10 protein-coding genes are annotated in these 11681 nt (G+C 73.3%); 1 reads left to right on the forward strand and 9 read right to left on the reverse strand.

The features are described from left to right. Positions 1 to 70 precede the first annotated feature (70 nt). From ACZ5CZ_RS06050 to ACZ5CZ_RS06080, 7 genes are all read right to left on the reverse strand, one after another. A complete protein-coding gene (locus tag ACZ5CZ_RS06050; RefSeq protein WP_385843589.1) occupies positions 71 to 196 on the reverse strand; it encodes a hypothetical protein in 126 nt (41 codons plus the stop codon). Beyond that, the gene (locus ACZ5CZ_RS06055) at positions 193 to 2499 is read right to left on the reverse strand and encodes a xanthine dehydrogenase family protein molybdopterin-binding subunit (RefSeq protein WP_385843587.1); all 2307 of its coding nucleotides are present in this window, start codon (positions 2497 to 2499) and stop codon (positions 193 to 195) included. Before ACZ5CZ_RS06055 ends, ACZ5CZ_RS06050 begins: the two co-directional genes overlap by 4 nt. Next, entirely contained in the window at positions 2496 to 4349 is a 1854-nt protein-coding gene (locus tag ACZ5CZ_RS06060; RefSeq protein ID WP_468939591.1) for a (2Fe-2S)-binding protein, read from the reverse strand. Before ACZ5CZ_RS06060 ends, ACZ5CZ_RS06055 begins: the two co-directional genes overlap by 4 nt. Then, positions 4346 to 5239: an FAD binding domain-containing protein gene (locus ACZ5CZ_RS06065; RefSeq protein WP_385843585.1), complete on the reverse strand. Its 894-nt coding sequence runs from the start codon at positions 5237 to 5239 to the stop codon at positions 4346 to 4348. The genes ACZ5CZ_RS06060 and ACZ5CZ_RS06065 overlap by 4 nt, the downstream gene beginning before the upstream one ends. Positions 5240 to 5491: 252 nt before the next feature. Then, a complete protein-coding gene (locus tag ACZ5CZ_RS06070) occupies positions 5492 to 7162 on the reverse strand; it encodes a beta-N-acetylhexosaminidase (protein WP_468939593.1) in 1671 nt (556 codons plus the stop codon). Positions 7163 to 7351: 189 nt separating this feature from the next. Continuing rightward, positions 7352 to 7642, reverse strand: coding sequence for a DUF3039 domain-containing protein (locus tag ACZ5CZ_RS06075; protein ID WP_093696521.1), 291 nt, complete (start codon positions 7640 to 7642; stop codon positions 7352 to 7354). 29 nt (positions 7643 to 7671) lie between these two features. Continuing rightward, positions 7672 to 8244, reverse strand: coding sequence for a YqgE/AlgH family protein (locus ACZ5CZ_RS06080; protein WP_385843582.1), 573 nt, complete (start codon positions 8242 to 8244; stop codon positions 7672 to 7674). A 278-nt stretch (positions 8245 to 8522) separates the two neighbouring features. Between ACZ5CZ_RS06080 and murA the strand changes: the two genes are divergently transcribed. Further along, complete coding sequence (gene murA, locus ACZ5CZ_RS06085; RefSeq protein WP_385843580.1) at positions 8523 to 9863, forward strand: UDP-N-acetylglucosamine 1-carboxyvinyltransferase; 1341 nt, start codon at positions 8523 to 8525, stop codon at positions 9861 to 9863. A gap of 125 nt (positions 9864 to 9988) precedes the next feature. On the opposite strand, the gene ACZ5CZ_RS06090 is transcribed toward murA, so the two are convergent. Then, positions 9989 to 10270, reverse strand: coding sequence for an HU family DNA-binding protein (locus tag ACZ5CZ_RS06090; protein WP_023550134.1), 282 nt, complete (start codon positions 10268 to 10270; stop codon positions 9989 to 9991). Positions 10271 to 10562: 292 nt separating this feature from the next. Beyond that, the coding region (locus ACZ5CZ_RS06095) for an NAD(P)-dependent malic enzyme (RefSeq protein ID WP_468939597.1) at positions 10563 to 11681 on the reverse strand (1119 nt) is incomplete at its 5' end.

The following is an 11681-nucleotide window of genomic DNA, read 5'->3' on the forward strand; positions in this document are numbered from 1 at the left end:
CTACGCCGCCCCACTGACAACGGCCCGCACGGAGAAGGACGGAGGACGGCCCCGGGGCGTTGCCCGCGGGTCAGGTGAAGTAGATCCCGCCGAGGACGACGGCCAGGGCCGCCAGTACGAAGACCAGGACCCACACCACCAGCTTGCCGATGCTGGGCGGGGGTTCGTAACGGGGTTCGTCCTGCGGGCTGCTCACTGGGTCACCACCGCGGCCTGGGGTCGGATCGGGAGACGGTTGACCGGGCGGCCGGTGGCCGCGCGGACGGCGGAGGCGATGGCCGCCGGTGCGGTCACCACCGGCACCGCGCTGACCGACTTGGCGCCGAACGGGGCGACCACGTCCCGCTCCTCGACCAGCTTGACGATCCGGATGTCCGGCGCGTCCAGGGCGGTCGGCAGCGCGTATCCGGTGAGGTCGGGGTGGCGGATCAGTCCGCGCGGGGTGCGCAGGTTCTCGGTGAGCGCGATACCGACCCCCTGGGTGACGCCCGCCTCGATCCGGGCCGCCAGCTGGGCCGGGTTGAGCACCCGGCCGACGTCCTGGGCGACCGCCAGCTCCACCACCCGCACCGAGCCCAGCTCGACGTCGACGTCCACCACCGCGCGGATCGCGCAGAAGGCGAGCCCGACGAAGGCGTCACCCTGGCCGGCCGCGTCCAGCGGCTCGGTCGGGTGCGGCCGGCACTGGGCCGTGGCCCACAGCTCCTTGCCCTCCATCGCCTCGGCGACGGTGGTCGACAGCACCCCGTCGTACGACGTGATCTTGCCGTCGGAGATCTGGAGCAGCTCGGTGGACATGCCGAAGGTGTGCGCCAGCGGCTGGAGGAGCTGCGTGCGGACCATCTTCGCGGCCCGCTCCACCGCGCCGCCCGACACCCAGGTGTGCCGGCCCCGGCAGCCCGCGCCCGCCGGCGGCTGGTCGGTGTCGACCGGGGCGACGTGGACCTCCTCGACGCCGAGGGTCTCCTGGACGATCTGCCGGGCCAGGGTGGTGAAGCCCTGGCCGGTCTCCACGGCCGCGCACAGCACGGTCGCCACGCCGTCGTGCACCTTGACGGTCGCGGTGGACACCTCGTCGGCGCCCTCCGCGCCGAGCATGTGCACCATGCCCAGGCCGTAGCCGACGCCCCGCCGGACCGCGCCCGGCTCGCCCGCGCCCTCGGGGCCGCCGGGCAGCAGCCACTCCTCCTCGGGGGTGTCCTTGGGCAGCTCGGGGAGCGGGAAGTCGCGGACGGCCTGGAGGAGTTCGGCGACCGGCGCCGGGCAGGTGACCGTCTGGCCGATCGGCAGGACGTCCCCGGTCGCGAGGACGTTGCGCAGCCGCAGCTCGGCCGGGTCCAGGCCCAGCTTCTTCGCCAGCTTGTCCATCTGCGCCTCGTAGGCCGCGCACACCTGCATGGCGCCCTCGCCGCGGACATGGCCGGAGGGCGGGTTGTTGGTGCGCACGGCCCAGCCCTCGATGAACGCGTTCGGCACGACGTACGGGCCGCACGCGAAGGAGACGGCGGCGGCCAGCGCCTCGGCGGAGGTGTCGGCGTACGCGCCCGCGTCGAGCAGGATCTGCGCCTCCACCTTGACCAGCTTGCCCTCGGCGTCCGCGTGGTGGCGGTACCTGAGCAGCGTCGGATGGCGGTGGGCGTGGCCGAGGAAGGACTCCTCGCGGGTCGCCGTGAGCTTCACCGGGCAGCCGGTCTTGAGCGCGAGCAGCCCGAGCGGCAGCTGGAAGCCCTGGTCCTCGCGGTCGGCGGTGGCGCCGGGCACCCCGGTGACCACGATCTTCACCCGCTCCGGCGGCAGCCCGTAGCAGGCGGCGGCCGTGTTGCGGTCGGTGTGCGGGTCGGTGGAGGCCAGGTACAGCTCGACACCCCCGTCGGGCCGCGGTACGGCGAGTCCGGCCTCGGCGCCGATGGGCGCCGGGTCCTGGCGGCCGATCCGGTACAGGCCCTCGACCACGGTCTCGCCGGTCGCCGCCGGGTCGCCGTGGTGCAGCGGGATGTGCCGGATCAGGTTCCCGTCCGGGTGCAACGGCTCGGCCTCGAAGGCGTGCTCCGGGTCGGTCACCGGCTCGAGCACCTCGTACTCGACGATGACCGCCGCCGCCGCCATCCGCGCGGTGTCCGGGTGGTCGGCGGCCACGGCGGCGATGGGCTCGCCGTGGTGGCGTACGACGTCGGAGGCGAACACCGGCCGGTCCGGCGTGCCCCGGCCGTGGCGCGGGGTGCCGGGGACGTCCTCGTGCGTGATGACGGCCCGTACGCCGGGCATCTCCCGCGCATGCGTGGTGTCGATGGAGACGATGCGCGCGTGCGCGTGCGGGGAGCGCAGCACGGCCGCCCACAGCAGGCCCTCGGCCCACAGGTCGGCCGCGTACGGGAAGGTGCCCTCGGTCTTGGCGCGGGCGTCGGCGTGCGGCAGCGAGGCGCCGAGGCCGTGCGGCGCGGGCTCGGCGGCGGGGGCGGGGTCCGCGGTGGTGGTCGCGATGCCGGCTTCGTTGCTCACCCCTGGCCTCCGTCCTGGCCGTAGTGCGGGTCGTGCGATGGGTTCGGGTCCTGCGGTCCCGGGGTGCCGTAGGCGGGCGTGTCGGCGTAGCCGCCGTGCGGCTCCGGATACCCGCCGGGTGCGGCGGTCTTCGGGGGGTCGAAGGCGCCGGGCGCCTCGAACGCCGACGGGTTGACGCCACCGGCGCCGGGGCCCGCCTGGTGCGGGATGCGCGCCTCGTCCGTGTCCGTCCCGGTGCCGGCGTGGGCGGCCTCGCGTTCGGCGACGACCTCCTGGACGGCGTCCAGCACCCCCCGGTAGCCGGTGCAGCGGCACAGGTTGCCGCACAGGGCCTGCCGGGTCTCCAGCTCGGTCGGCGCGGGGTTGCCCTCCAGCAGGTCGTGCACGGTCATCGCCATGCCGGGCACGCAGAAGCCGCACTGGACGGCACCGCAGCGGGCGAGCGCGCGCTGCACGTCGGAGGGGTGCCCGTCGACGGCCAGGCCCTCGACCGTGCGCACCTCGCTGCCGGCCGCGGTGACCGCCGGGACCAGGCAGGAGGCGACCAGCCGGCCGTCCACCTGGACGTTGCAGGCTCCGCACTCGCCCTGCGAGCAGCCGTCCTTGGCGCCGGCGAGCCCGAGCCGCTCGCGCAGCACGTACAGCAGCGACTCGCCGATCCAGGCGTCGGTGACGGGCCGGTCGGCGCCGTTGACCCGCAGGACGTAGGAGGCGAGGGGGTGGTCGTCGTGCGGCGGCAGGGGTACGGCGGCTTCCGCGGCGGCGTCCGCGTCGGTTTCCGCTGCGGGCGCCTCGGGCTCCGGCTCCGGGTGCGCGGGGAGATCCGCGGCGTCGGCGGCTGCGGCCGCGTCGGCCTCGTGCGCCTCGCCGGCTTCTCCGGCCGCCGCCCCGTCCGCTCCCCCGGTCGCCTCGTCGGCGGCCTCCGGTACGGCGGCGTGCGGCGCGGGCTCCTCGTGGCCCGCGGGGGCGTCTGCGGGGCCTTCGGGGGCCTGCGCGGGGGCATGGGCGTCGACCGGGGCGTGGGCGTCGGCGGGCGCGTGCGCGGCGGCCGGGTCGGCGACGGGCTCTGCGTGCTGCTCGGCGGGCTCGGTGTGCTGCTCGGCGGGGGCGGCGTACTCGGTGTGCTGCTCCGTGGGTACGGCGAACTCGCCGGAGCCGTCCGCCTGTTCCGCGTGTTCCGCCGGATCCGCGCCGCCGAGCGTGTCACCCGGGCCGGGGACCGGGTGCCCGTACTGCTCCTCGGGCGTGTGCCCGTACGCCTCCGGTGCCGCGGTGTCGCCCGCCGGGTGGCCCCAGGAGTGGCCCGTGCCGTCCGTCGCCCAGGGGGCCGGCGCGCCGCCGGGCAGGGTGGCCGGCGGGGTCCCGCCCCACTGCTCGACCAGCGAGGAGGTGGTGTACTCGCCCGACTCGTCGGGGAGGTCGCCGCCCGCGACCGGGATGGACCACTGACCGGTGACGTCGTGCCCCGGCGCGGCCGGGGCCGCGGGCTCCTCGAAGGTCCAGTGCTGGGTGGCGCCGGGGTGGTAGGTGAACCGGTCGTCCGCGCCCGGCGGCTGCGCCTCGGGCTGCCCGTGGGCCTGGCTCTGCGGGGTGCCCGGGTCGGGCCACTGGGCGGCCTCGGGCGCGGGCCAGGCAGCCGGGGCGGCGTCGGCGTGGCCGGGTGTTATCCGCGGCGGCACATAGCCGTGGCCCGGTGCGGCCAGCGGGCTGTCGCCGGCCAGCAGGGCGTCGATGCCGCCCTCGGGGAGCTTGACGAAGGCGGTGGCGCCGTCGTCGTAGTCGCCCTGGGGCAGCGGGTCCCAGCGGCCGCCGCCCTGGGACGTGCCCTCTGCGTGCTGGTCGTCGGTCACGACAGCGCCCTCCCCAGTGCTCGTCGGGCCAGCGCGGCGACGGTGCGCCGCAGGTGCAGTACGGCGGGCGGCAGCGGGGTGACGGTGCCGTCCGGTTCCGGTGCCGGGTCGGGGATGCAGGCCGCGGCGACGTACTCGCCGAAGGCCTGGAGGGCCTCCGGGACCAGCGCGCGGTCGTTGTCCCAGTCGATGAGCCGCGCGACCCACTGCTCGGCCTCCAGCGGCCGCAGCGGCATCGGCGCTATGGCACCGACCGCGCACCGCACCCCGCGCCGCGCCGGGTCCAGGACGAGGGCCACGGAGGCCAGCGCGCGGCCCGGGCCGGTGCGTCCGGTCGCCTTCAGGAAGACCTGCGGGGCGTGCAGCAGCGGTACCCGCACGAAGCCGATGAGTTCACCGCCGCGCAGCATGTCCACGCCGGCCAGCAGGTGCGAGACGGGGATCTCCCGGCGGGCCCCGCCCGCGCCCGCGACGATCACCGTCGCCTCCAGGGCGGCGAGCACGGGCAGCGCGTCACCGGTGGGGGCGGCCGAGGCGATGTTGCCGCCCAGGGTGCCCGCGTTGCGGATGTGCGGGGGGCCGGCCGCGCGCGCGGCGGCGGCGAGCGCCGGGATCAGGGCCGCGAAGTCGGGGCGGCCCATCCGCGCGTGCGTGAGGCCCGCGCCGAGCAGTGCGTGGCCGTCCTGGTACTGCCAGCCGCGGATCTCGCTGATCCGCCCGAGCCCCACCAGCGCGGCGGGCCTGAGCTGGCCGGAGTTGACGGCGGCCATGAGGTCGGTGCCGCCCGCGACGGGGACCGCGGCGGGCATGGCGGCGAGGGCCGCCACCGCCTCGTCCAGCGTCGTGGGCAGCGTGACGGCCTGCGCCGCCTGCGGTGCGTGCGTGGTCAAACCGGCTGCCCCTTCCCGCTGCCCCACCTGGTCCCGCCTGTGTTGCCGTACGGTACGTGCTGACAGGGCGGACGTGGCAACTCTGGCACATCTTCGCGAGGCCCGAACGCGGGGGTCCACCAGGAGGCGTTCGCCCACCTCATCGGGGAGTTGGTCCGGTTTCACACGGCATCACCGGTGCGTTCCGATTGCCACTCTTCGGTGACACTTGGGGTCTTTTTCCCCACCTGTTCGAGCAGCCGGAGTCACCGGTCACCTGTGCGGCGGCGGTCCCTCGATCGGGCGGCCGGGCACCCCGGGGCGCCTCTGCCACGGCCGGGGCCCGGCGGGTGGCCGGTAGCCGACGCCCAGGGCGTCGAGCCGTGCGTAGTGGGCGGCCATACGGCGCTCGAAGCCGGCGAAGTCCCGGTCCGCCGGGGCGGGCAGCCGGCTCCAGGCCACCTCGGCGAAGGCCGCGAGCCGTGGGAAGGCCTGGTAGTCCACGCGCGCGCTGTCCTCCAGGACCTCGGTCCACACGTTGGCCTGGGTGCCCAGCACCCGCGCGGCCTCCGCCTCGGAGAGGCCGTCCGGGACGGGCTCGAACCGGTAGACGTCCTCCAGGGTGCGCACGAAGCCGATGGGCACCGGTTCGTCGTCGCCGGGGGCCTGACGATGATCCAGATACACGAATTGCTCCGGGCACATCACGACGTCGTGCCCCGCGCGCGCGGCCGCGACGCCACCGCCGTATCCGCGCCAGGAGGAGACCGCGGCGCCCGGGGCGAGGCCGCCCTCCAGGATCTCGTCCCAGCCGATGAGCCGCCGCCCGCGCGCGGTGAGCCAGCTGTCGAAGTGCCGGACGAACCAGGACTGGAGCTCGTCCTCGTCGGCGAGCCCGAGGGCGGCCATGCGGGTCTTGGCGGTCACCGAGTCGCGCCACTGGTCCTTGCGGCACTCGTCGCCGCCGACGTGGACGAACCGTGAAGGGAACAGTTCCAGGATTTCCTCGAACACCCCCTCGTAGAACCGCAGGGTGGTGTCGGTGGGAGCCAGTACGTTGGCGGAGATCCCCCAGGTGTCCCAGACGGAGAGGGCGGTGGTGTCGACGACGTCGGTGTTGCCGAGTTCCGGGTACGCGGCGATGGCGGCCTGTGAATGTCCCGGTACGTCGATCTCCGGGACGACGGTGATGTGCCGCTCGGCGGCGTAGGCGACGATCTCCCGGATGTCGTCCTGGGTGTAGTAACCGCCGTGCGGCTTTTCCTCCCACAGCGGTGAGGCCCGGTGGCCGAATTTCGTCCGCGCCCGCCAGGAGCCGGTTTCGGTCAGTTTCGGATGGCGCCTGATCTCGATGCGCCAGCCCTGGTCGTCCGTCAGATGGAAGTGGAAGACGTTGAGTTTGTGCGCGGCCATCAGGTCCAGGTAGCGCAGCACGCCGTCCTTGGGCATGAAGTGCCGGGCGACGTCGAGCAGCAGCCCGCGCCAGCCGAAGCGGGGCGCGTCGTGGACGGTGACGGCGGGGACCTCCCACTGTCGCCGCCCGGAGACCGGGGCGCGCCGGAAGGCCTCCGGCCCGAGCAGCTGCCGGAAGGTCTGCGCGCCCCAGAACAGGCCGGTCTCGCTCGCGCCGTCGATGGCGACGAGATACCCGTCGGCGCACAGCCGGTAGCCCTCGTCGCCGCCCAGCTCGTCCGCGAGCGAGGGGATGATCCGCAGCAGGACGCGCGAGCCGCTGTCGCGGTGCGGTGCGAGGGGCAGCCCGGTCGCCGCGCCGACGGTCGCGCGCAGCCAGCGGGCGACCCGCTCGGTGCCCTCGCCGGCCTCGATCTCGGTGCCGGCGTCGAGGACGAACCCGGTGCCGCCGCCGGGCAGCGAGGCCGTGACCCGGGCGGGCGCCGGGATCAGCGCCACCTCGGGTTCCGGGAAGCGGCTGCGGTCGCTCATGGCATCGGCCCTTCGGTCCCGGGGGCTGTTCGTGTCGGCGGGGACACTACGGACCCCGCACCCCCGCGACAAGAGGTCTGAACCACTTCGCGCCGCACGCGCGCAAAGGCCCCCGGGACGCACACCTGACGCGTCCCGGGGGCCTCGGAAACCTGGACCGGCCGGACACCTCCGGCCGAGGGGAGACCGCTACTTGTCGCCGCCCTTGCCCTTGCCCTTGTCGTCGCCGCCGCTGCCCATGGACTCGTAGATCTCCTTGCACATGGGGCACACGGGGTACTTCTTCGGGTCACGGCCCGGCACCCAGACCTTGCCGCAGAGCGCCACGACGGGGGTGCCGTCGAGGGCGCTCGCCATGATCTTGTCCTTCTGGACGTAGTGGGCGAAGCGCTCGTGGTCGCCGTCGCCGTGGGACACCTGTGGCGTCGGCTCTACGAGGGTTCCCGTACCAGTCCCGCGCTCGGGCTCGAGAGTGCTCATGTCGCCAAGGGTACTGAAGCTCACACGCATCAGTTGAGCGAAGGGTCGTCCGGGTACGTCGCCACCATCGCCAGCTCGTTGCGCTGGCGGCGCAGCACCTCCCGCCAGAGCCGCTCGGGGGCCGGCGAGGAGACGTCCCCGGGCTCCGACTCGACCACGTACCACGCGCCCTCGACCAGTTCGTCCTCCAGCTGGCCCGGGCCCCAGCCGGCGTACCCGGCGAAGATCCGCAGCGAGCCGAGGGCGGAGGCGAGCAGTTCCGGCGGGGCCTCCAGGTCGACCAGCCCGATCGCGCCGTGCACCCGCCGCCAGCCCAGCGGGGCGTGGTCCTCCTGCGCGCCGCCCGGGATGACCGCGACGCCCAGCGCCGAGTCCAGCGAGACGGGGCCGCCCTGGAAGACGACACCGGGCTCGCCGGTGAGATCGGCCCAGCCCTCCAGGATGTCGCCGACGTCCACCGGGGTGGGGCGGTTGAGGACGACACCGAGGGAGCCCTCCTCGTCGTGGTCGAGGAGGAGCACCACCGCGCGGTCGAAGTTGGGGTCCGCCAGGGCGGGCGTGGCCACGAGCAGCCGCCCTGTGAGCGAGGACACCTCGGTCATGCCAGACATGATCCCGCATCTTGCCCCGCGGTGGGGAGCCCATCCGGGGGCATTCAGGGGGCCGCAGCTCAGGGCGCGGGGAGGCACCCCGGGCGCACACGGGATTCCGGTGACCCCATGTGCCCGATAAGGAACCGTTCGTGTTGTGACACAGCTATGACATGGCTGGTTGGTCCTCGGGCTTACGACCGGAGGGTGATCGGCGATTACCCTGTCTCTCCGGCCCCTGCGCACAGTGATCGGCCGGCCCCTGACCAACTCATCGGAACGCGAGATTCATGACCGTCAACGACGATGTCCTGCTTGTCCACGGCGGAACCCCGCTGGAGGGCGAGATCCGTGTCCGCGGTGCGAAGAACCTCGTGCCGAAGGCCATGGTCGCAGCCCTGCTGGGCAGCGGTCCGAGCCGACTGCGCAACGTTCCCGACATCCGTGACGTCCGGGTCGTCCGCGGCCTGCTCCAGTTGCACGGAGTGACGGTCCGTCCGGGCGAGGAACCCGGCGAGCTGGTGCTCGACCCGACGTACGTCGAGAGCGCCAACGTCGCTGACATCGATGCCCACGCGGGTTCCAGCCGGATCCCGATCCTGTTCTGCGGCCCCCTGCTGCACCGTCTCGGCCACGCGTTCATCCCGGGCCTGGGCGGCTGCGACATCGGCGGCCGGCCGATCGACTTCCACTTCGACGTGCTGCGGCAGTTCGGCGCGACCATCGAGAAGCGCGCCGACGGCCAGTACCTGGAGGCCCCGAAGGGCCTGCGCGGCACGAAGATCCGGCTGCCCTACCCGTCGGTCGGCGCGACCGAGCAGGTGCTGCTCACGGCCGTCCTGGCCGAGGGCGTCACCGAGCTGTCCAACGCGGCCGTCGAGCCGGAGATCGAGGACCTCATCTGCGTGTTGCAGAAGATGGGCGCGATCATCGCGATGGACACCGACCGGACGATCCGCATCACCGGTGTGGAAAAGCTCGGCGGCTACACCCACCGGGCCCTCTCGGACCGCCTGGAGGCCGCCTCCTGGGCGTCCGCCGCGCTCGCCACCAACGGCAACATCTACGTCCGCGGCGCCCAGCAGCGCTCGATGATGACGTTCCTGAACACCTACCGCAAGGTGGGCGGCGCCTTCGAGATCGACGACGAGGGCATCCGCTTCTGGCACCCCGGCGGCCAGCTGAAGTCCATCGCGCTGGAGACGGACGTGCACCCCGGTTTCCAGACCGACTGGCAGCAGCCGCTGGTCGTGGCCCTCACCCAGGCCACCGGGCTGTCCATCATCCACGAGACGGTCTACGAGTCGCGCCTCGGCTTCACCTCGGCCCTCAACCAGATGGGCGCGCACATCCAGCTCTACCGCGAGTGCCTGGGCGGCTCCGACTGCCGCTTCGGCCAGCGGAACTTCCTGCACTCCGCGGTCGTCTCCGGCCCGACCAAGCTCCAGGGCGCCGACCTGGTCATCCCCGACCTGCGGGGCGGCTTCTCGTACCTCATCGCGGCTCTGGCGGCGGAGGGCACGTCCCGGGTCCACGGCATCGACCTGATCAACCGCGGCTACGAGAACTTCATGGAGAAGCTCGTGGAACTCGGCGCGAAGGTGGAGCTCCCGGGCAAGGCGCTCGGCTGACCCCACGAGAACGCCAGAAGGGCGGCCTCCCTCGCGCTGAGGGGGCCGCCCTTTCGACGTCTTCGGTCACGCACGGCGCTCGGCGAACCGGCGCTCCGGTGACCTGAGCGCTCGAAGCGGAGCGCTTACTTGCCCTTGGCCGCTTCCTTGAGCTTGCTGCCCGCGGTGACCTTCACGCTGTAGCCGGCGGGGATGTTGATCGGCTCGCCGGTCTGCGGGTTGCGCGCGGTGCGAGCGGCACGGTGGGTGCGCTCGAAGGTCAGGAAGCCGGGGATGGTGACCTTCTCGTCGCCCTTGGCGACGATCTCGCCGACGGTCTCGGCGAACGCGGCCAGCACGGCGTCGGCGTCCTTGCGGGTCACCTCGGCGCGGTCGGCCAGCGCGGCCACCAGCTCACTGCGGTTCATGTTGTTACTCCCGTGTTTTTCTTGCCGTTGGGGTGTGCCAAGCGGCAGGGCCGCATAGTAGGCACTGCGATGCCGATGCGCTCGCGCCCAGGGACGCATCCTGCCCCTACCTGCGGCGGGAAAGCCAATCCGGCACCCGTAGGAGTCGTGAGAACACCCTGGGGAGTCACACGAAAAGCGCCTGATCGTCGCCACACTAGAGGGCGTACGGCAACCGCCGGTTGCACGACGCGCCGAAGCAGGAGCTGCCGTGGTGATCCTCACAGCCCCTGCCCGCTGACGCACGTGCCCGCTAGACGGTCGCGCCCGCCGCCTTCGCGGCCTCGCGGACGGCTCCGGCGACGGCGCCCGCGACCTTGTCGTTGAAGACGCTGGGGATGATGTAGTTCGGGTTCAGCTCGTCCTCGCCGACCACGTCCGCCAGCGCCTGCGCGGCCGCCAGCATCATCTCCGTGTTGACCGTACGGGACTGCGCGTCCAGCAGACCCCGGAACACACCCGGGAAGACCAGCACGTTGTTGATCTGGTTCGGGAAGTCCGACCGGCCGGTCGCCACCACCGCCGCCGTCTGACGCGCGATCGCCGGATCCACCTCCGGATCCGGATTCGCGAGCGCGAACACGATCGCGTCCTCCGCCATCGCCGCCACATCGTCGCCGTCCAGCACGTTCGGCGCCGACACCCCGATGAACACGTCCGCGCCCCGCACCGCCTCCTTCAGCGTGCCGGACAGACCCTCGGGGTTGGTGTTGTCCGCGATCCAGCGCAGCGGCGAGTCCACCGGCGCCCCCACCAGGTCCTCGCGCCCGGAGTGCACCACCCCGTGGATGTCGGCCACCACCGCGTTCTTCACCCCGGCCGCCAGCAGCAGCTTCAGGATCGCCGTGCCCGCGGCACCGGCACCCGACATCACCACCCGGATGCCCTCGATCGCCTTGCCCGTCACCCGCAGCGCGTTCGTCAGCGCCGCCAGCACCACGATCGCCGTACCGTGCTGGTCGTCATGGAACACCGGGATGTCCAGCGCCTCCCGCAGCCGCGCCTCGATCTCGAAACAGCGCGGCGCGGAGATGTCCTCCAGGTTGATCCCCGCGAAGCCCGGCGCGATCGCCTTGACGATCTCCACGATCGCGTCCGTGTCCTGGGTGTCCAGGCAGATCGGCCAGGCGTCGATGCCGGCGAACCGCTTGAACAGCGCCGCCTTGCCCTCCATCACCGGCAGCGCCGCCTTCGGGCCGATGTTGCCCAGCCCCAGCACCGCCGAGCCGTCCGTCACGACCGCAACCGAGTTCCGCTTGATCGTCAGCCGGCGCGCGTCCTCCGGGTTCTCCGCGATCGCCATGCACACCCGCGCCACACCCGGGGTGTAGACCATGGACAGGTCGTCACGGTTGCGGATCGGGTGCTTCGA

The sequence above is a fragment of the Streptomyces sp. NPDC031418 genome (genome assembly GCF_055581605.1).

Excerpts from the sequence above, each read along its gene's own strand:
- ACZ5CZ_RS06070 (WP_468939593.1), bottom strand. The coding sequence starts at position 7,162 with ATGAGCGACCGCAGCCGCTTCCCGGAACCCGAGGTGGCGCTGATCCCG.
- ACZ5CZ_RS06075 (WP_093696521.1), bottom strand. The coding sequence starts at position 7,642 with ATGAGCACTCTCGAGCCCGAGCGCGGGACTGGTACGGGAACCCTCGTA.
- ACZ5CZ_RS06080 (WP_385843582.1), bottom strand. The coding sequence starts at position 8,244 with ATGACCGAGGTGTCCTCGCTCACAGGGCGGCTGCTCGTGGCCACGCCC.
- murA (WP_385843580.1), top strand. The coding sequence starts at position 8,523 with ATGACCGTCAACGACGATGTCCTGCTTGTCCACGGCGGAACCCCGCTG.
- ACZ5CZ_RS06090 (WP_023550134.1), bottom strand. The coding sequence starts at position 10,270 with ATGAACCGCAGTGAGCTGGTGGCCGCGCTGGCCGACCGCGCCGAGGTG.